The sequence below is a fragment of the Mycolicibacterium insubricum genome (genome assembly GCF_010731615.1).
Taxonomy (GTDB): domain Bacteria; phylum Actinomycetota; class Actinomycetes; order Mycobacteriales; family Mycobacteriaceae; genus Mycobacterium; species Mycobacterium insubricum.
In genome coordinates, this window is the sequence record NZ_AP022618.1 from 2,197,145 (window position 1) to 2,217,427 (window position 20,283).

At 69.1% G+C, this 20,283-nt stretch carries 16 protein-coding genes and 1 riboswitch; of the genes, 10 read left to right on the forward strand and 6 right to left on the reverse strand.

The features are described from left to right. Nucleotides 1-4: 4 nt before the first annotated feature. Nucleotides 5-1,456 carry a type II toxin-antitoxin system RelB family anti-toxin gene (locus G6N16_RS10545; protein ID WP_083030798.1) on the reverse strand — a complete coding sequence of 484 codons (1,452 nt, stop codon included), beginning with the start codon at nucleotides 1,454-1,456 and terminating at the stop codon, nucleotides 5-7. A 79-nt stretch (nucleotides 1,457-1,535) separates the two neighbouring features. Between G6N16_RS10545 and prpD the strand changes: the two genes are divergently transcribed. From prpD to G6N16_RS10585, 8 genes are all read left to right on the forward strand, one after another. After that, nucleotides 1,536-3,038 carry a 2-methylcitrate dehydratase PrpD gene (gene prpD, locus G6N16_RS10550; protein ID WP_083030796.1) on the forward strand — a complete coding sequence of 501 codons (1,503 nt, stop codon included), beginning with the start codon at nucleotides 1,536-1,538 and terminating at the stop codon, nucleotides 3,036-3,038. Then, nucleotides 3,038-3,955: a methylisocitrate lyase gene (gene prpB, locus G6N16_RS10555; RefSeq protein ID WP_083030794.1), complete on the forward strand. Its 918-nt coding sequence runs from the start codon at nucleotides 3,038-3,040 to the stop codon at nucleotides 3,953-3,955. The genes prpD and prpB overlap by 1 nt, the downstream gene beginning before the upstream one ends. Next, nucleotides 3,952-5,076, forward strand: a complete 1,125-nt coding sequence (locus tag G6N16_RS10560; protein ID WP_083030792.1) for a bifunctional 2-methylcitrate synthase/citrate synthase — start codon at nucleotides 3,952-3,954, stop codon at nucleotides 5,074-5,076. The genes prpB and G6N16_RS10560 overlap by 4 nt, the downstream gene beginning before the upstream one ends. Before the next feature lie 6 nt (nucleotides 5,077-5,082). Then, the gene (locus G6N16_RS10565) at nucleotides 5,083-8,466 is read left to right on the forward strand and encodes a pyruvate carboxylase (RefSeq protein ID WP_083030791.1); all 3,384 of its coding nucleotides are present in this window, start codon (nucleotides 5,083-5,085) and stop codon (nucleotides 8,464-8,466) included. Nucleotides 8,467-8,532: 66 nt separating this feature from the next. Beyond that, nucleotides 8,533-9,495 (forward strand): hypothetical protein, encoded by a 963-nt coding sequence (locus tag G6N16_RS10570; RefSeq protein WP_133052929.1) that lies wholly within the window; start codon nucleotides 8,533-8,535, stop codon nucleotides 9,493-9,495. Between the two features lie 346 nt (nucleotides 9,496-9,841). Continuing rightward, nucleotides 9,842-10,357 carry a nuclear transport factor 2-like protein gene (locus G6N16_RS10575; RefSeq protein ID WP_133052928.1) on the forward strand — a complete coding sequence of 172 codons (516 nt, stop codon included), beginning with the start codon at nucleotides 9,842-9,844 and terminating at the stop codon, nucleotides 10,355-10,357. 70 nt (nucleotides 10,358-10,427) lie between these two features. Continuing rightward, nucleotides 10,428-12,032, forward strand: coding sequence for an FAD-binding protein (locus G6N16_RS10580; RefSeq protein ID WP_234805839.1), 1,605 nt, complete (start codon nucleotides 10,428-10,430; stop codon nucleotides 12,030-12,032). A 188-nt stretch (nucleotides 12,033-12,220) separates the two neighbouring features. Beyond that, nucleotides 12,221-12,967: an SDR family NAD(P)-dependent oxidoreductase gene (locus G6N16_RS10585; protein WP_083030787.1), complete on the forward strand. Its 747-nt coding sequence runs from the start codon at nucleotides 12,221-12,223 to the stop codon at nucleotides 12,965-12,967. Nucleotides 12,968-12,982: 15 nt separating this feature from the next. Here G6N16_RS10585 and G6N16_RS10590 read toward each other — a convergent pair whose 3' ends face one another. From G6N16_RS10590 to G6N16_RS10605, 4 genes are all read right to left on the reverse strand, one after another. Continuing rightward, nucleotides 12,983-13,876, reverse strand: coding sequence for a mycobacterial-type methylenetetrahydrofolate reductase (locus G6N16_RS10590; RefSeq protein WP_083030786.1), 894 nt, complete (start codon nucleotides 13,874-13,876; stop codon nucleotides 12,983-12,985). Between the two features lie 173 nt (nucleotides 13,877-14,049). Then, nucleotides 14,050-16,323 (reverse strand): 5-methyltetrahydropteroyltriglutamate--homocysteine S-methyltransferase, encoded by a 2,274-nt coding sequence (gene metE, locus G6N16_RS10595; RefSeq protein ID WP_083030785.1) that lies wholly within the window; start codon nucleotides 16,321-16,323, stop codon nucleotides 14,050-14,052. 135 nt (nucleotides 16,324-16,458) lie between these two features. Then, nucleotides 16,459-16,674: riboswitch (cobalamin riboswitch) on the reverse strand. 63 nt (nucleotides 16,675-16,737) lie between these two features. Further along, the gene (locus tag G6N16_RS10600) at nucleotides 16,738-17,331 is read right to left on the reverse strand and encodes a ferritin-like domain-containing protein (RefSeq protein ID WP_083030784.1); all 594 of its coding nucleotides are present in this window, start codon (nucleotides 17,329-17,331) and stop codon (nucleotides 16,738-16,740) included. Then, nucleotides 17,328-17,834, reverse strand: a complete 507-nt coding sequence (locus G6N16_RS10605; protein ID WP_083030783.1) for a hypothetical protein — start codon at nucleotides 17,832-17,834, stop codon at nucleotides 17,328-17,330. Before G6N16_RS10605 ends, G6N16_RS10600 begins: the two co-directional genes overlap by 4 nt. Before the next feature lie 175 nt (nucleotides 17,835-18,009). Here G6N16_RS10605 and rimP point away from each other — a divergent pair, with 175 nt between their 5' ends. Continuing rightward, nucleotides 18,010-18,555 (forward strand): ribosome maturation factor RimP, encoded by a 546-nt coding sequence (gene rimP, locus G6N16_RS10610; protein WP_234805838.1) that lies wholly within the window; start codon nucleotides 18,010-18,012, stop codon nucleotides 18,553-18,555. Beyond that, a complete protein-coding gene (gene nusA / locus G6N16_RS10615) occupies nucleotides 18,552-19,550 on the forward strand; it encodes a transcription termination factor NusA (protein ID WP_083030781.1) in 999 nt (332 codons plus the stop codon). Before rimP ends, nusA begins: the two co-directional genes overlap by 4 nt. Before the next feature lie 165 nt (nucleotides 19,551-19,715). Here the strand turns inward: nusA and G6N16_RS10620 are convergent, their stop codons facing one another. After that, on the reverse strand, nucleotides 19,716-20,216 hold the full coding sequence (locus G6N16_RS10620; protein ID WP_133052927.1) for a LytR C-terminal domain-containing protein: 501 nt from the start codon (nucleotides 20,214-20,216) through the stop codon (nucleotides 19,716-19,718). Nucleotides 20,217-20,283 lie beyond the last annotated feature (67 nt).

The following is a 20,283-nucleotide window of genomic DNA, read 5'->3' on the forward strand; positions in this document are numbered from 1 at the left end:
GCCGCTACCGGCCCGGGGGATACGGCAGGTCGGTGGACCAGTCCGGATGCACCAGCACCGGACGGCCCAGATACGGGAACGCCCGCTGCGGGCAGGCCGGACGATCGCAGATCTTGCAGCCCGCGCCGATCGGCACCATCGCCTCGGCGTCGGACAGGTCGATCCCGGCCGCATACACCAGCCGGTCGGCGTGGGCGAGTTCGCAGCCCAGCCCGATGGCGAACCGTTTGCGCGCGCCCAGGTAGTGGCTGGGCTCGGAGGTCACCGTTCGGGCCAGCCAGAAGTAGCTGCGGTCGTCGGGCATCTGGGCCACCTGGGTGAGGAACTGGCCGGGCTGCGCGAACGCGCGGTGCACCACCCACAGTGGGCAGTTGCCACCCACCCGGGAGAAGTGAAATGCGGTGGCGGACTGGCGTTTCGAGATGTTCCCGGCGCTGTCGGTGCGGACGAAGATGAACGGGACACCGCGGGCGTCGGGACGCTGCAGGGTGGACAGTCGGTGGCAGATGGTTTCGAAGCCGACGTTGAAGCGTCGGGCCAGCGCATCGATGTCGTAGCGCAGCGCTTCGGCGGTTTCCAGGAACTGCCGGTACGGCAACAGCAGGGCGCCGGCGAAGTAGTTCGCCAGACCGATCCGCGCGACCCCGCGGGCGTCGGCGCTGAGCTGGTCATCGGCGGCCAGCAGGGCCGTGATCGCCGGCGAGTACTCCAGCAGTGCGATCTGGGTAGCCAGCTGGAAGGCCCGTTGGCCCGGGTAGAGCCAGCGCGCCAGCCTCAGCGTCCGGTTCTCCTTGTCGAAGATCCGCTTGGCATTCGGGGCCAGGGTGTCGTCGAGAATGACCCGGATGCCCAACGTGGACTCGAGCAGCTCGGCGAGTCGAACGTCGAGCTCGCCGACCCGCATGTTGTGTTCGGTGAACAGCGCCTCGGCGGCCATATCCAGCTCGCCGATGTAGTTCTTGCGGTCGTAGAAGAAGTCGCGGACCTCCTCGAACGGCATCGGCTGCCCCACCTCGGGGGACCCCGTCGCGCCGGGTGCGGCCTGCCCGTGCAGCGCTTCCAGCTCGACGTTCGTGTCGTGCAGCCGCCGATGCAGGTTCACCAGCGTCTGCCCGACCTCGGGCATCCGGGCCACCAGTTCCTCGATCTGACCCGGGGTCACCCGCTCGTCGACCAGGATCTCGCGCAGGTCCGCAATTAGCCGCGCGTCGGAGTCGGTGGCGAAGTACTGTGGCGGCAGGTCGAAGCGCTCGGTGACCGACAGCAGCACCGACACCGTCATCGGCCGCTGGTCGTTCTCCAACTGATTGACGTAGCTGGTGGACAGGCCGAGCGCACGGGCAAGCGCGACCTGGGTCAGGCCGCGTTCCTCGCGCAGACGCCGCAATCGGGCGCCGGCGAAACTCTTCGCCACGTTCGCAGACGATACTCCGCGAGGCTTACACAAAGTTTGCATACCGATTGGTACAAGGACGCAAAAATACGCAATTACCGGGTCTTTCCCGGATTTCCGCAGCTGCGTACCGTGCGAACTTATGCAGATTCATGACGTCCGTACCCACCGCAGCGCCGAAGACTTCCCCCGCCACGAGCACCTTGCCGCCAAGATCGCCAAGGTCGCGGCCGATCCGGTGGCCGTGCCCGCCGATACCCAGGAAATGGTGCTCAACCGCATCATCGACAACGCGTCGGTGTCGGCCGCCTCGGTGATCCGCCGCCCCGTCACGGTGGCCCGGGTCCAGGCTCAGGCGCATCCCGCGACCACCGGTTCCGGTGTCTTCGGCATCACCGGCTCGTACTCGCCGGAGTGGGCGGCATGGGCCAACGGCGTCGCGGTCCGCGAACTCGACTTCCACGACACCTTCCTGGCCGCCGAGTACTCCCACCCCGGTGACAACATCCCGCCGCTGGTCGCCGTCGCGCAGCGCCTCGGTGCCACCGGCGCCGACCTGATCCGCGGCCTGGCCACCGCCTACGAGATCCAGATCGACCTGGTCAAGGGCATCTGTCTGCACAAGCACAAGATCGACCACGTCGCGCACCTGGGCGCCTCGGCCGCTGCCGGCATCGGCACCATGCTGCACCTCGACGAAGACACCATCTACAACGCCATCGGCCAGGCCCTGCACCTGACCACCTCGACCCGGCAGTCCCGCAAGGGCCTGATCTCCAGCTGGAAGGCCTACGCCCCGGCCTACGCCGGCAAGGTGGCCATCGAGGCCGTCGACCGGGCCATGCGCGGCGAGGGCTCCCCGTCGCCGATCTGGGAGGGCGAGGACGGCGTCATCGCCTGGCTGCTCGACGGCCCGGAGCACACCTACCAGGTGCCGCTGCCTGCCCCCGGCGAGCCCAAGCGCGCCATCCTGGACAGCTACACCAAGGAACACTCCGCTGAATACCAGAGCCAGGCCCCGATCGACCTGGCGCGGCGGATGCGGGAGAAGATCTCCAACCTCGACGACATCGAGTCGATCGTGCTGCACACCAGCAACCACACGCACGTCGTCATCGGCACCGGCTCGGGGGACCCGCAGAAGTTCGACCCGGACGCCTCGCGGGAGACCCTGGACCACTCGGTGATGTACATCTTCGCCGTCGCTCTGCAGGACGGCACATGGCACCACGAGCGGTCCTACGCACCCGAGCGGGCGCACCGGCCCGACACCGTCGAGCTGTGGCGCAAGATCTCCACCGTCGAGGACCCGGAGTGGACCCGGCGCTACCACAGCCTGGACCCGGCCGAAAAGGCCTTCGGCGCCCGCGCCGTCATCACGCTGAAAAACGGTGAGGTCATCACCGACGAACTGGCCGTCGCCGACGCGCACCCGCTGGGCGCCCGGCCGTTCGCCCGCCAGCAGTACATCAACAAGTTCCTCGAGCTGTCCGAGGGCGTCGTCGAATCCGCTGAGCAGCAGCGCTTCCTGGCCGTCGTCGACGGCCTGGCCGACGCACCGGCCGGCGGCGCCGACGCGCTGAACATCGTGGTCGACCCGATTGTGCTGGACAAGGCCCCCACCATCGGCGCGGGGATCTTCTGATGACCGGGCTGTTGGGCGCCCCGTCGGCACCGGCGGACAAGCGACGCCGGTTCCGCCAGGGGCTGGAATCCGGCAAGCTGCAACGCTTTCCGGGCGCGTTCTCCCCGCTGGTCGCCAAGCTGATCGCCGAACTCGGCTTCGAGGGCGTGTACGTCTCGGGCGCGGTGCTCTCGGCTGACCTCGGCCTGCCCGACATCGGTCTGACCACCCTGACCGAGGTCACCGGCCGCGGCGCCCAGATCGCCTCGGTCACCGACCTGCCGACGTTCATCGATGCCGACACCGGCTTCGGTGAGCCGATGAGCGCGGCCCGCACCGTCACCGTCATGGAGGACGCCGGCCTGGCCGGCCTGCACCTGGAGGACCAGGTCAACCCCAAGCGGTGCGGTCACCTCGACGGCAAGGCCGTGGTGCCGACCTCGGAGATGATCAAGCGGATCCGGGCCGCGGTCACCGCGCGCCGGGACCCCAACTTCATCATCTGCGCGCGCACCGACGCCGCCGGCATCGAGGGCATTCCGGCGGCGATCGAGCGGGCCAAGGCCTACGCCGACGCGGGTGCGGACCTCATCTTCACCGAGGCGCTGCACACCCCGGCCGACTTTGAGCAGTTCCGGGCCGCGGTGGTGACCCCGCTGCTGGCGAACATGACCGAATTCGGCAAGTCCGAACTCCTCACCGCGGCACAGCTTTCCGACATCGGCTACAACATCGTCATCTACCCGGTGACCACGCTTCGGATCGCGATGGGCGCCGTCGAGCGCGGACTGCGCGAAATCGACTCGACCGGAACGCAAGCCGGCTTGCTGGACCAGATGCAGCACCGCAGTCGGCTCTACGAGCTGCTTCGTTACACCGAGTACAACCAGTTCGATTCCGACATCTACAACTTCGCATTGCAGGGAGTACAACGATGACCGTCACCGACGAACCCCGCAAGATCTTCAAGGGCCTGGCCGGAGTCGTGGTGGACACCACCGCCATCTCCAAGGTGGTGCCGGAGACCAACACCCTGACCTATCGCGGCTACGCGGTCCAGGACCTCGCCGCCAACTGCAGCTTCGAGCAGGTCGCCTGGCTGCTGTGGCACGGCGAGCTGCCGACCGACGAGCAGCTGGCGTCGTTCACCGAGCGGGAACGCGCCGCCCGGGCGCTGACCCCCGGGCTCAGCGCGCTGCTGAGCGGTCTGTCGGAGACCTGTCACCCGATGGACGTCGTGCGCACCGCCATCAGCTATCTCGGCGCGCAGGATCCCGCCGAGGACGACCCCAGTGAGCAGGCCAACCTGGCGAAGTCGGAGCGGATGTTCGCGGTGCTGCCGACCATCGTGGCCGCCGACATGCGCCGCCGGCGCGGGCTGGCCCCGATCGAGCCGCGCAGCGACCTCGGCTACTCGGAGAACTTCCTTAACATGTGCTTCGGCGAGGTGCCCGAGCCGGAGATCGTCGCGGCGTTCGGCGCCTCGATGGTGCTCTACGCCGAGCACAGCTTCAACGCCTCGACGTTTGCCGCGCGGGTGGTCACCTCCACCACCTCCGACATCTACAGTGCGGTCACCGCGGGGATCGGTGCGCTCAAGGGCGCGCTGCACGGCGGCGCCAACGAGGCCGTCATGCATGACATGATCGAAATCGGTACCCCCGACAAGGCGGCGGAATGGCTGCACGGCAAGCTGTCTCGCAAGGACAAGGTGATGGGTTTCGGTCACCGCGTCTACAAGAACGGTGACTCCCGGGTGCCGACCATGAAGGAGTCGCTGCTGGCGGTCGCCGCCGTCCGCGACGGGCAGAACTGGGTGGACATCTACAACGTGCTGGAGAGCGCGATGTACGCTGCCACCAAGATCAAGCCGAACCTTGATTTCCCGACCGGGCCCGCCTACTACCTGATGGGATTCGACATCGGTAGCTTCACCCCGATTTTTGTGATGAGCCGCATCACCGGCTGGACTGCCCACATCATGGAGCAGGCCGCCTCCAATGCCCTCATCCGCCCGCTCAGCGACTACGTCGGGCCGCCGCAACGCCCCCTGGGATAGGTACTCATGATTAGCAAGGTCCTCGTTGCCAACCGTGGTGAAATCGCGATCCGGGCCTTCCGTGCGGCCTACGAGCTGGGGTTGTCGACGGTCGCGGTGTTTCCCTACGAGGACCGCAACTCGGTGCACCGGCTCAAGTCCGACGAGTCGTATCAGATCGGCGAGCAGGGCCACCCGGTTCGGGCCTACCTGAGCGTCGACGAGATCGTCTCCACCGCGCTGGCCTCCGGCGCCGACGCCATCTACCCCGGCTACGGATTCCTGTCCGAGAACCCACAACTGGCCGCCGAGTGCGCCCGCAACGGCATCACCTTCGTGGGACCGTCGGCGGATGTGCTGGAGTTGACCGGGAACAAGGCCACCGCGATCGCGGCGGCCCGGGCCGCCGGCTTGCCGGTGCTGCGGTCCTCGGAGCCGTCCTCGGACATCGCCGAGCTGCAGGCTGCGGCGCCCGAGGTGGGCTTCCCGCTGTTCGTCAAGGCCGTTGCCGGCGGCGGTGGCCGCGGTATGCGTCGGGTCACCGAGCCCGGCGAGCTGGCCGAGGCGATCGAGGCGGCCAGCCGGGAAGCGGAGTCTGCGTTCGGCGACCCGATGGTGTTCCTCGAGCAGGCGGTCATCAACCCCCGCCATATCGAGGTGCAGATCCTCGCCGACACCTATGGCAACGTGATGCACCTGTTCGAGCGGGACTGCTCGGTACAGCGCCGGCACCAGAAGGTGATTGAGCTGGCGCCCGCGCCGAATCTGGATCCCGCACTGCGGGAACGCATGTGCGCCGATGCGGTGGCATTCGCCCGGCACATCGGCTACTCCTGCGCGGGCACTGTGGAGTTCCTGCTGGACGAACGCGGTGAGTACGTGTTCATCGAGATGAATCCGCGCATCCAGGTCGAGCACACGGTGACCGAGGAGATCACCGACGTGGACCTGGTGTCCTCTCAGCTGCGGATCGCGGCGGGGGAGTCGCTGGCCGATCTCGGGTTGAGCCAGGACGAGATCGCCATCCGCGGGACGGCGCTGCAGTGCCGGATCACTACCGAGGACCCGGGCAACGGATTTCGCCCGGATACCGGGCGCATCACCGGTTACCGCAGTCCCGGCGGTGCCGGTATCCGCCTCGACGGGGGCGCCACCCTGGGTGCCGAGGTCGGCGCCCACTTCGACTCCATGCTGGTCAAACTCACCTGCCGTGGCCGCGATTTCGCGACCGCGGTGCGCCGGGCCCGTCGTGCCCTGGCGGAGTTCCGCATTCGCGGGGTGTCGACGAACATCGGTTTCCTGCAGGCGGTTCTCGACGATCCGGACTTCCTGGCCGGCCGGGTGACCACGTCGTTCATCGACGAGCGTCCCGCCCTGCTGACCGCCCGTACCAGCGCCGATCGCGGCACCAAGATCCTCAGCTTCCTGGCCGACGTCACGGTGAATCGGCCGCACGGCGAGCGCCCGTCGGCGCTCTACCCGCGCGACAAGCTGCCCGGCGTCGATCTCGACCTCAACCCGCAGCCCGGCTCCAAGCAACTGCTCGACGAGCTCGGTCCCGCCGGATTCGCAAAGTGGCTTCGGGATTCACCGGGGGTGAAGGTCACCGACACCACGTTCCGCGATGCGCACCAGTCACTGCTGGCGACCCGGTTGCGCACCAGCGGGCTGGCCCGGGTGGCGCCGTATGTGGCCCGGCTGATGCCGGAGCTGCTGTCGGTGGAGTGCTGGGGTGGGGCGACCTACGATGTGGCCCTGCGCTTTTTGAAGCAGGACCCGTGGGAGCGGCTGGCCGCGCTGCGCGAGGGGATGCCCAACCTCTGCCTGCAGATGCTGCTGCGCGGCCGCAACACCGTGGGCTACACGCCCTACCCGGTGGCGGTCACCGACGCGTTCGTCGACGAGGCGGCGCGCACCGGCGTCGATATCTTCCGGATCTTCGACGCGCTGAACAACGTGGAGTCCATGCGCCCGGCGATCGACGCCGTGCTGGCCACCGGCACCACGGTCGCCGAGGTGGCGATGTCCTACACCGGCGACCTGTCGGACCCGGACGAGAAGCTCTACACACTGGACTACTACTTGCGGCTGGCCGAGCAGATCGTCGACGCCGGGGCGCACGTGCTGGCGATCAAGGACATGGCCGGACTGCTGCGGGCGCCGGCGGCGCACACATTGGTCTCGGCGCTGCGCTCCCGGTTCGACCTGCCGGTGCACGTGCACACCCACGACACCCCCGGTGGGCAGTTGGCCACCTACGTGGCGGCGTGGCAGGCCGGCGCGTCGGCGGTCGACGGTGCGGCGGCACCGCTGTCGGGGACCACCAGTCAGCCGTCGCTGTCCTCGATCGTCGCCGCGGCGGCCCACACCGAGTACGACACCGGCCTGTCACTGGACGCGGTGTGCAGCCTGGAACCGTACTGGGAGGGCGTCCGGCGGGTCTACGCCCCGTTCGAGGCGGGCCTGCCGTCGCCCACCGGGCGGGTCTACACCCACGAGATCCCCGGTGGCCAGCTGTCGAACCTGCGGACCCAGGCCATTGCACTGGGCCTGGGTGACCGGTTCGAGGACATCGAGAACGCCTACGCCGGCGCCGACCGGATCCTCGGCCACCTGGTGAAGGTCACCCCGTCGAGCAAGGTCGTGGGCGATCTGGCGCTGGCCCTGGTGGGCACCGGTGCGACGGCCGAGGAGTTCGCCGCCGACCCGGGACGCTACGACATCCCCGAATCCGTCATCGGGTTCTTCCGCGGCGAGCTGGGCGACCCGCCCGGCGGGTGGCCCGAGCCGCTGCGCACCAAGGTGCTCGCCGGCCGTGGCCCCGCCCGGGCGGAAACCCCGCTGTCCGACGGGGACCGGGCCGTTCTGGAACGGCCGGGAGTGGAGCGTCAGGCTCGGCTCAACGCCCTGCTGTTCCCCGGCCCGACCGCCGAGTTCGAGGCACACCGCGCCGAATTCGGGGACACCAGCCAGCTCTCGGCGAACCAGTTCTTCTACGGGCTGCGCCAGGGTGAGGAGCACCGGGTCAAGATCGACAAGGGCGTCGAGCTGCTGATCGGGATTCAGGCCATCTCCGAGCCGGACGAGAAGGGCATGCGTACGGTGATGTGCCTGCTCAACGGGCAGATGCGGCCCATCCGGGTGCGGGACCGCTCGATCGCCGCCGATGTGCCGGCCGCCGAGAAGGCAGACAAGGCCAACCCGAACCAGGTTGCGGCGCCGTTCTCCGGCGCGGTGACGCTGACGGTCACCCAAGGGGACACGGTCGAGGCGGGCCAGACCATCGCCACCATCGAGGCGATGAAGATGGAGGCCAACATCACCGCACCGAAGTCCGGGACGATCACCCGGACGGCCATCTCCGCCACCACCCACGTCGACGGCGGGGACCTGCTGGTCGTCATCGGGTAGCGGTGCTGATCCCGTCCGGGACGGCGCCGCTACGCTGAAGGGCCGAACACCCCACTTGGAGTGACCATGCCCGAACCGATGGACGCCCGCGACGGCGGAGCGCTGGCCATTGTTCGGTACTTCGACGGTTTGAGTCGCAAGGGTGCCACGCTGGATGAACTGGTCCGGGCGGCCGCCCGACTTGCCGGGGTGCCGGCCGGCGTCCGCTATGACGGGCTCACCGTGCGGTTTGCACCGAATGGGCGCCGGCTGCCCGAGACCGTCGGCGTGGGCGTGGCGAATCCGGAGATCGCCGCGCACGCCGGTCCGGTCTGGCTGGAACGGCGCGGAATGACGCAACCCAATGATGAGCTGATCGCCGAACGTCTTGCGGTCGCGGCCGAGGTCATCGGCGCCTACCGCGCGCCGGCGGGGCTGCTGACCGCGATCGACGCGGCTCACTCCTACGATATGCGGGCCACCGGGTTGGCCGATCTCAATATCGAAACCGATGCCCGCGTCCGGCTCATCGCCACGCCCCCGTCGGTGGCGTTGGCCGACACGCTCTCTGCGGTGGTACCCACCCGCTACGGGCTGCTGCGCGCGACCCTGGTGACGTCGGACTCCGATGTGCCCACCGGCCGGGCCGGGCTGGGACTGTGGGTGCGTGCCGATCACGCTCCCCAGTCGTGGCTGGCCGCGGTGATCGCCTATCGCCTCGCCGAACCGGATAACCCGATCATCGATGCCGTGGACCTCGGCGCCCTGCTCGTGCTCGCCCAAGCCTACGATCCGGACAACCCGCACCCCGATGTGACGGCGTTGAGCCGTCTCGATGTTCGCACGGCGATGATCCTGCGCGCGCTGGTGGAGGCGGACAGCATCCGGTCCGCGGCGTCGGCGCTGCAAATGCACCATTCGACGGTGCAGGTGCGCCACGAAGCGCTCACCCGGGAACTCGGCTACGACCCCAGGACACCGGTGGGCCGGATGCGCTACAGCTCGGCGGAGATGCTGCGCCGGCTCACCATCGACTGGCCGACGGCCTGACCGGATGGCGGTGCTCATCGTGGGCGACCAGTAGGTTCACCGCTGCTTAGGGTGCGCTAATCCGGCGGTTCAGCGAGGCTCGACGGAGTGGACGCGAGCGGAGCGAGTGGCCACGGAATCGAGGGGAAGCTGGGACCGCCGTAACGAACCCGGCGTTTGGCGGATCGGCGGCCCTGGATTGCTGGCATTCGGCGGCTGTTGCCGCCGGCCGGCGGCGGCTTCAATCGGAGTATGGCCGATATCACAACGGCCAACCGAATCGGACCGGCTCATCGGATCGCGTCGGCTTTGGTATCAGGTCGCTGCGCTCAATCGGGCGCGGTGCTGACATGAGGAGATAGGTGAAATGGCAACAACTTTGACGCTGGAGGAAATGGAAGCCCTGCTCGCGGAGCACGAGGCGGCCGAGTTCAACCTCGATATCGACCGGACGATGGCGACCCTCATCGACGTCCCGGTCTTCGAGCTGCCGGGGCTCAATCTCCGGATCGAGGGGTACGACGCGGTTGCCGAGATGTACCGGCGACTGCTCGCCGGCGGTGATGCGCGGAACTTCTGGGCGGAGAAAATCACCCACGCCATCGCCGAGAACAGCCTGGTCCGCGAGGCCTATATCTACTTCGACACCGCCGACGGCGAACGGAAGACCGGTCGCTACAACGTGGTGATGGAGTTCGAGGGCGACAAGATCAAGGGCGAGCGGTTTTTCATGGACGCCACCTACACCGAGGTCATCCGCGAGGTCATGGGTGAGGATTTCCTCGACGTCCCGGGGGTGTTCCCGCTGGATCAGAAGAGCCCGCCGCCGCTGGCGCGGATCGTCGACCGGGCCGCCGCACACGCCGCAAACTCCAACCACTGAGACAGCAGGACTGTGGCCCCGGTCGCCCGGACCCCGCTATGAGAAGAGTCCTCGTCTAGCATCGGCAACCGTGAGCCAAAACGTGAGCGGGCCGGTTGTGTCGACCGAGGTTCTGGTGGTGGGGTTCGGTGCGGCCGGTGCGTGCGCAGCCCTGGAGGCCCGGGCGGCCGGCGCCGATGTGCTGGTCGTCGACCGGTTCAACGGCGGTGGCGCGACGGCGATTTCGGGTGGCATCATCTACGCCGGCGGCGGAACCTCGGTGCAGCGCACCGCCGGGGTGCACGACACCGCCGACGGGATGCTGACCTACCTGCGCGCCGAGGTCGGTGACGCGGTCCGGCCGGAGACGCTGGAACGCTTCGTGGCGACCAGCCCGGCGATGATCGACTGGCTATCCGGCCACGGTGTCCCGTTCGACGCATCGGTGTGCCCGTACAAGACGTCGTACCCGAACAACCGCTACTACCTGTACTACTCCGGCAGCGAGTGCGCGGGCGCGTTCCGGGACCTCACCCCGCCCGTCCAGCGGGGCCATCGGGCCAAGGGGCGCGGCGCGTCGGGCAAGCAGGTCTACGATCCGCTGGCGGCGTCGGTGCGGCGCTCCGGGGCGCGAATTCAGTTACACACCAGGGTGACCGGTCTCATCATCGAGGGCGGTCGGGTTATCGGCGCCGACGCCGTCACGCTGGCCGGCGCCCCGGACCGCGTCCGGCGCCGGTTCGCCCGGATGGCCGCGATCGCCGCCAAGCCCGGCATCTACTACCCGCCGCTGCGGCGCGTGCTGGAATCGCGAATGGCGCTGCTGGAGAAGCGGTTCGGTCAGCAGATCAGAATCGCCGCGAGCAAGGGCGTCATCCTGTGCGCCGGCGGCTACATCGCCAACACCGAGATGATCGCCACCCACGCACCGCAATTCACCAGCGGGCTCGCCCTGGGCACCACCGGGGACGACGGGGCCGGGATCGCGATGGCGGTGGCGGCCGGCGGCGTCACCGACCACCTCGACGATGTGTCCGCGTGGCGGTTCATCACCCCGCCCAGCACGTTCTTCGGCGCCATCGTTGTCGACGAGAATGGACGGCGGATGATCGACGAGAGCCGCTACGGCGCCGCACTGGGACGCCAGCTGGTCCGCGAACACGACGGACGCGGCTGGATCCTGGCCGACGCCGCGACCATGCGCGAGGCCACTCGGCAGTTGCCGCGCGAGTCCCTGTGGTTCCAGCTGGTGCTGGCCGTGGGCCTGTCGGCCAGCGGCCGGGTCCGCGGGCACACCCTGGCGGAGGTGGCGCGCAAGGCCGGTATCGACCCGGCCGGGCTGGCCGTCACCGTCGCCGCCCACAACGACGCCATCGCCGCGGGACAACCCGACCCGATGGGCAAGCCGGCGGATTTCACCCGGGTGATCGGCGACGGGCCCTACACCCTGCTGGACATCTCGGTGCGGCCCAGCGTCATCTACCCGTGCCCGATGTTCACCCTCGGCGGGGTGCGCGTCGACGAGCAGACCGGCGAGGTCACCAGGGCCGACGGCACGCCGATCCGGGGTCTGTACGCGGCCGGGCGGACCGCCGTCGGGATCTGCGCCAACTCCTACGTCAGCGGATTGTCGATCGCCGACTGCGTGTTCTCCGGCCGTCGCGCCGGCGCCCACGCGGCCACCGCGGGGGACTGACGGCGGGCGCCGTTCCGGCGGCACAGACCGCCATTTGGCGGATTCCGGGCGCTGAATCGCTCGTGTTCGGCGGCTGTTGCCGCCGTTCGTCGGCCGTTTGAATGGGATTGTGGCGGTGATCACCGGCTTCCGGTCGCCCCTTCCCATCTATACAGCTCTGTACAGCCGGGCAAAGAGAGTGAGTTCCCATGTCGAATCTTGAGGGCCGGGTCGCCATCGTGACCGGATCGTCGCGCGGAATCGGCGCGGCCACGGCACGACGGCTGGCCGCCGACGGTGCCACGGTCGTGGTGAACTACGTCGCCTCGGCGGACAAAGCCGAGGGCGTGGTGGAGAGCATCCGGCAGGCCGGCGGTAAGGCCATCGCAATCCAGGCCGATATGGGCGACTGGAAACAGGCGCAGGGCCTCGTCGAGCAGACCGTAAAAGAACTGGGACGCCTGGACATTCTGGTCAACAACGCCGTGCAGGAGGTCGGCCGGGAACCGATCGAGGACGTCACCGAGGAGTTCACCCACAAGCAGTTCAACGTGAACATCATCGGCCCGATCGCCGCCATTCAGGCTGCCGCGCCGCTGTTTCCGGCCGAGGGTGGACGGATCATCAACATCAGCTCGTGCGTCACTGTGCACCCGGTGCCGTGGAGTGCCGTCTATTCGGGAACCAAGGCCGGTCTGGAGGGCACCACCCGGTCGCTGGCGGTCGAGCTGGGGCCACGCAACGTCACCGTCAACACCATCGGTGTGGGCTTCACCGCCACCGAGCTCATCGGAACCAACACGCCGGAGCAAAACGCCGCGTTGATCGCCCGGACGCCCCTGGGGCGCATCGGTCAGCCGGAGGACATCGCCGACGCGGTGTCGCTGCTGGCCTCGTCGGACGCGCGGTGGATCACCGGCCAGCTGGTACTGGCCACCGGCGGAATCGTGCCCTGACGAACGCCGACCCGGTCAGCCGGCGTCGGGGGACCAGTAGGCGAGCATCTCGGCGAAGGTGTCGAACGCCGGGGCCGAGACGCCGTAGGGCGCCTCGAAGTGCACGCTCAGCGGGAAGCCGAGGTCGACGACGCCGTCGATGACCCGTTTGTAGAGGTCCACCAGGTCGCGGCGTTTGCCCGCGGGTTCGTCGCCGGCCAGCCGGCGGACGAACTCCTGCTCGCGGGCGACGGCCTCGTTGCCGGGGTCCTGGATCAGCCAGTTGATCAGCCCGACCTTGCCCTCCAACTTCGGCACGAAACCGAAGGACAGCAGCAGCTCCGGCCGGTGGTCGGATTCTCGGGCGAAATCGCGCAGGAAGCCCACGATCGCATCCGAGTACAGCAACTGGGTCATGCCGAACGTCGCACCCTGGGCGCACTTGAACTCGAACCGGCCCTGCTCGCCGTCGCGAGTCGGGATCAGAATGGCCCCGCGATTGTCGACCTGATCGGCGAACATCGACAAGGCGTCGGTGGGCGCCACCCCGCCGCCCTCGCCGTCGCTCATGGTCCGCGGCACCCCGACGAAGATGATGCCGTCGAATCCTGCGTTGTTGAGCACGGTCAGCCGCTCGCCCAGCGCCGCCTTGTCCGTGAACGACGTCACCTGGGTGCACAGGCCCTTCACCCCGGGCAGCTCCGGGCCCAGGATGGACCAGAAGTCGAGAACGTCCAGCTTCGGCTTCATCGGCATCGGACGGTCGTTGTCCTCGGGGATCATCCCCGGGATCATGATGTGGCCGATGCGCCCGGCGATGCCGGACTGCGCGCTGTGGCGCAGCACCTTCTCCGCGTCCTCGTGGGCACGCTCGACGCCGTGCTCGACGTTGGGCGCCACCAGCTCCAGCGCGACGGTGTTCAACTGCACAGGGTCCTCCAACTCACATGCTCGGGTGAAAACGGTACCGGGTGGTTCCGACGCCGGGACCAACCCGCTGCGCCCCGGGATTGCCCCCGGGGCGCAACGCCCTAATTTCCGGGCGGGTTAGGCGGACACCTCGCGGACCGCCTGCGCCGCTACGGCTGTCACGCGCTACGGCGTCACGCTCGTTCCTCGCGCACCGCCTGCGCCGCTAGCACCATGTTCCGCAGGGACTCGGTGACCTCGTCGGTCTTGCGGGTCTTCAGACCGCAGTCCGGGTTCACCCACAGTCGCTCCGCCGGCACCGCAGCGACGGCTTCGCGGAGCGACGCCGTCATCTCCTTAGCCGAGGGCACCCGCGGCGAATGGATGTCGTAGACCCCCGGTCCGACGCTATTGGAGAACCCGATTGCGTTGAGGTCGTCGAGCACCTCCATGTGCGAACGCGCGGCTTCGATCGAGGTGACGTCGGCGTCCAGGTCGGCGATCGCCCCGATCACCTCGCCGAACTCCGAGTAGCACAGATGCGTGTGGATCTGGGTGCTGTCGGCCACACCCGAGGTGGACAGCACGAACGAGCCGACCGCCCAATCCAGGTACGCGGGCTTGTCGGCGTCGCGCAGCGGCAGCAGCTCGCGCAGCGCGGGCTCGTCGACCTGGATCACCGCGATACCGGCGGACTCCAGGTCCACGGTCTCCTCCCGGATCGCCAGCGCGACCTGATAGGCGGTGTCGGCCAGCGGCTGGTCGTCGCGGACGAACGACCAGGCCAGGATGGTGACCGGCCCGGTCAGCATGCCCTTGACCGGCTTGTCGGTCAGCGACTGGGCGTAGGTGGCCCAGTCGACCGTCATCGGCGTCGGCCGGGTCACGTCGCCGAACAGCACCGGCGGGCGCACGCACCGGCTGCCGTAGGACTGCACCCAGCCGTTGCGGGTGGCGAAGAAGCCGTCGAGCTGCTCGGCGAAGTACTGCACCATGTCGTTGCGCTCCGGCTCACCGTGCACCAGCACGTCCAGGCCGAGTTCCTCCTGCAGCTTGATGACGGCTGCGATCTCATCCTGCATCCGCTTGGTGTACTCGGCCTCGTCGATCTGGCCGGCCACCAGCGCGGCGCGGGCCTTGCGGATGTCGACGGTCTGCGGGAACGAGCCGATCGTGGTGGTCGGCAGCGCCGGCAGGTGCAGCCGCTGCTCCTGAGCGGCGCGGCGCACCTCGGCCGAACCGCGCTGGGAACCGGCCGCCCGGATCCCGGCGATCTGGGTGCGCAGCGCGGCGTTGTTCAGCCGCGGGTCGGACTTACGGGAGGCGACCGCGGCGTTGGACGCGGCGATCTCGTCGGCGACGGCGTCGCGCCCGTCACGCAGGGCGCGGGCCAGGGTGGCGACCTCGGCCACCTTCTCGGCGCCGAACGCCAGCCAGCTGCGCAGCGCGTCGTCGAGACCGATCTCCGGGTCCAGCGAGTAGGGCACGTGCAGCGTCGAGCACGACGTGGAAACAGCGACGGACCCCGCCGGGCCCATCAGCGCGGCCAGCTTGGCCAGCGCGGCCTGCAGATCGGTGCGCCAGATGTTGCGGCCGTCGACCACACCGGCGACCAGGGTCTTCGACGCCAGCTCCGGCACCGACGCGACAGCGGTGTTCGGGCCGTAGACCAGGTCGACGCCGATCGCCTCAATGGGAGTGCGCGCCAGCGCGGGCAGCCCGGCGCCCGGGTCGCCGAAGTAGGTGGCGACGAAGATCGACGGCCGCTTGGTCAGCGCACCCAGGCGGTTGTAGACCTTCTCGGCCAGCGCCGGGGCGTCGTCGGAGATGTCGGTGACCAGCACCGGCTCGTCGATCTGCACCCACTGCGCGCCGGCGTCGGCCAGCGCGCCGAGCAGCTCGGCGTACACATCGGTCAGCTCGTCGAGGCGGGAGACGGGCGCCTCCGCGCCGTCAACGGCCTTGCTGAGCAGCAGGAAGGTCAGCGGCCCGATGATCACCGGGCGGGCGGGCACCCCCAGTTCCTTCGCCTCGGCGAGCTCGGCGAGCACCTTCGCCGGGTTCAGGGTAAATGTCGTCTCGGGCCCGATCTCGGGGACGATGTAGTGGTAGTTGGTGTCGAACCACTTGGTCATCTCCAGCGGCGGGATGTCCTGGGTGCCGCGGGCGGCGGCGAAGTAGCGATCCAGGTCGTCGGCGACTCCGGCGACCCGGGCCGGCAGCGCGCCGAGCAGCACGGTGGTATCCAGCATCTGGTCGTAGTAGGAGAACGTGTTGACCGGGATCGAGTCCAGGCCGGCGGCTTTGAGTGCGGTCAGGGTGTCGCGGCGCAGTCCGGCGGCGACCGACTCCAGCTCGGCGCGCGAGAAATTGCCCGCCCAGTACTTCTCGGTGGCCCTCTTCAATTCACGGTTCGGGCCAATGCGGGGGGTCCCCAGCACAGTGGCGGTAAACGGTGCGGTGCTCATATGACGTCCTTCGGTACAGGGTTACTCGCCGCCGTATCAGGACGTCGTCGCAGCAGGGGACCGGTCACCGAAGAACGCCGGGACCACCGTCTGCGACCATCCGCCCAGTCCGCGAGGCGACGCGCGCCGGGCGTGGCACGCCCGGCACAACTGGCAGGTCTTCGGACTCGCGGGCGCACACCAACGATCCGGTGTTCCTACTGACCGTCGCTTCCCGGATGCAGGGCCCTGCGTACCAGTGCTTATTGACGGTGGTCGTTCCCACTTACCGCTGCGGGACAGTCCCGGATTCTCACCGGGTTCCCTCTCGTGACGGGACTGGTGACCAGCGCCCGCCACTCGATGCCGAAGCGCCCGAGGACACGACGGCAGACCAGCTGCACTGCTCAGGATAGCCGTGCCGGGTTGACCGGCCTATTCGGTGCCGCCCGGGAACGCCACGGTGACCGGGGACCGGTTGGACTCGGCCCGCCAGCGGGCGGCCAGCACCGCGGCGTCGGTCAGCGAGGTCACCGCCAGTTTGCGGGCCTCCTCGGAATTCGTCTGCTCCAGGACAGCACGCCAGGCGGTCGCGGAGTCCTCCTCCATCCGCACGGCCAGGGTCGCCGCATCGGTGGGGTTCTCGACGGTGATCGGCAGCTGATAGCCGACGGCGGGCAGCGGCGCGGTGGTCTTGAGCTCGCCGGCCAGCGCGATCGCGTGTTCGCGGCGCTCCCGGTGGCTGCTCAGCGCCTCCGAGACCAGCGGGTTGAGTTCGGGGGAGGAATGCGCCGAGACCATGCCGTAGCCGTAGATCACCCCGTGCTCGGTGGCGATCGCGTCGTAGAGCGCGGCCGGTCCGGGGTCGGTGGGCCGATCCGGTGCCGATGAGGTCGTCGGGGGTTCGGTGGTGGTGCTGCTGGGGGTCGACGCGGTGGTACTCGGCGTGGTCGACGACGGCCTCGGTGTCGCGCTGGGGGCGGGTGTGGTGGTAGCCGGTGTGCTCGGGCGGGGTTCGACGGACGTCACGGCTTGGGCTCCTCCGGAAGACCGACCAGATACAGCGCCGTGCAGGAAGCCGCGATCGAACCCAGCAGCCCGGCGCGGTACCCCGACTCGGTGACCGCGCGCCCCGAGGCGGACTCGGCCGAGCGGGTCAGCGCGGCCACCACGTCGCGGCGGGCCGGGGCCGGGGCTGCGGCGGTGCCGCCGGCGGCCGTCGTCGAACTCGTGGGGGAGCTGCCGATGGCCCGGGTGATCTCGGCGGCCAGCGCATCGGCGTGCTTGCCGCGTTCGGTGGCGACCTCGGTGTAGGCCGCGACGGTGGCCGGGCTCAGGCCCGGGGCGGCCGCGGCGGCGGTGGCCAGCGCCGCATCGGAGCGAGCCGCCTCCAACTGCGGCAGCAGCGTATCGGGCTCATTGTGCTCGTCGTGGCCGCACGCGGAGACCAGCACGCCGATCGCCGCGGCGCCCACGGCGGCACGCAACACCGAGCGTCGGCTCAACGGGGTGTCGGCGGGCACGGCCCACATCCTGCCACTGTCGCGTCCGCGCGGGCGCAGGCGTGCCGTGGTGTCGCGCGGCGTGGCCGGAGAACAGACGTTTCTGAGTATCCGGCCGGCAACCCTGGCGTATCCTGGGTGGCCGATGTCGTGCCGGATGCCCGGTACCGACCGACCGTGGACAACTCAAGATGAGGAGCTCGCCGTGACGCAGCAGTTCGCCGGGCTGCCCTCGCCACCGCAGGTGATCGAGTTGCTCGCCGCCGACTTCGCCGAGGCCGGTTATGACGTCGAGGATGTCCTCGTCGTCACCGGAACCTCGCCCCGGATCACCGTGATCGCCGACGGTGACACCCCGCTGGACCTCGACGTCATCGCCGACCTGTCCCGACGCGCCTCGGCGCTGCTCGACGAGGCGCTGCCGGAGGACACCCCGGCCTATCTGCTGGAGGTCAGCTCCGCGGGCCTGGACCGGCCGCTGACCGCCGAGAAGCACTTCCGACGCGCCCGCGGGCGCAAGGCCGAACTGGCGCTGGCCGACGGCGCGACGGTGACCGGCCGGCTCGGCCGGGTCGACGACGGGGCGCTCGATCTCGTCGTGCGCGCCGGGCGGGACGTGGCCGTGCGCCGGATTCCCCTGGCCGATATCGAGAAAGCTGTTGTGCAGGTGGAGTTTTCGACACCGAACCCGCGCGAGTTGGAACTGGCCGGAGTCCCCGGCCCGCAGACCGGAACGGAGGCTGCCGAATGAACATCGACATGGCCGCACTGCACGCCATCGAGAGCGAGCGGGGAATTCCCGAAGGGGAACTGCTCGAGACCATCAAGACCGCCCTGCTGACGGCCTACCGGCACACCGAAGGACACCAGGCCGAGGCTCGCATCGACATCGACCGCAAGACCGGTGAGGTGCGGGTGATGGCCGCCGAGCACGACGACGACGGCCGGCTGATCAGCGAGTGGGACGACACCCCGGACGGATTCGGACGCGTCGCCGCGACCACCGCCCGCCAGGTCATGCTGCAGCGCCTGCGGGACGCCGAGAACGAGAAGATGTACGGCGAGTTCTCCGCCCGGGAGGGCGACATCGTGGCCGGCGTCGTGCAGCGCGACGCCCGGGCCAACGCCCGCGGCGATGTGGTGCTGCGGATGGGCAGCGACACCAAATTCTCCGAGGGCGTCATCCCGTCGTCCGAACAGGTGCCCGGAGAGAGCTACGCGCACGGCGATCGGCTGCGCTGTTTTGTGCTCGGGGTAACCCGCGGCAACCGGGAGCCCCAGATCCGGCTGTCGCGCACGCATCCCAACCTGGTGCGCCAGTTGTTCGCCCTGGAGGTGCCCGAGATCGCCGACAAGTCCGTCGACATCGTCGCCGTGGCGCGCGAGGCCGGGCACCGCTCGAAGATCGCGGTCGCCTCCAAGGTGTCGGGCCTGAACGCCAAGGGCGCCTGCATCGGCCCGATGGGTCAGCGGGTGCGCAATGTGATGAGTGAGCTCTCCGGCGAGAAGATCGACATCATCGACTGGGACCCGGACCCGGCCCGGTTCGTCGCCAATGCACTGTCGCCGGCCAAGGTGGTGTCGGTGACGGTGATCGACGCGGCAACCAAGTCCGCCCGGGTGGTCGTTCCGGACTTCCAGCTGTCCCTGGCCATCGGCAAGGAAGGCCAGAACGCCCGGCTCGCCGCTCGGTTGACCGGCTGGCGGATCGATATCCGCAGCGACGCGGAGGAAGCGCCGGAGTAGTCAGCCGGCGGGTGTGACCACAGCGACGGGTGTGGCGGCGGTGGTTGGCGTTTCCGCGATCCAGGGCCGTTCCCGTCTTGATCGGTGCCTCGGCGGTGACGCCAGTAATTGGGTGGCGGCGTACGGGCGGTTTTTCCGCCCTGGGCTTACTGGCGACGGGCCGGGTCAGCCGGTGACGAGGACGATGAGGCCATGCGGTTGACCGGCGAGCGCGGGGGTTCTCGGCTGGACCGCCGCTCCTATCAGTAGAGCGGCTTCTCCGGCGGCGTCCTGCTCGCCTTGGACGCGGCCGTCGTAGTAGATCGTGGTCACCGTGACCTCGGGCATTTCCAGCCGGCCGTCGCTCGTGGCGTTCCAGTAGGCGTCGCGCAGCCGACCGGCGACGCGGGCGTCCGCAGCGTCGACCCGAGAGACGTTGTAGACGTGCACAGCCGGTCGCGCGGTCTCGGCGGCCGGCAGCGACGACGATGCGGCCGAGTCCGCGTGGTTGGGGGCCACCGAGAACTTGTTCCGGGAGGTCATCGCGACGACGACGACGAACGCGACGATCAGCAGTATTGCGGCTGCACCGACGAGCAGCAGTTTCTTGCTGGCTTCGGCCTCCAACGGAGTGGGCGCCGTGATCGGCACAAATGCAGAGTCGTCTTCGTGCTGACTTTGCGCCACCGGCACCTCCTGAACTATCCACAGCCCAGATCACCATAGGTGACCGGCCGCCGCCCATCGGTGCACG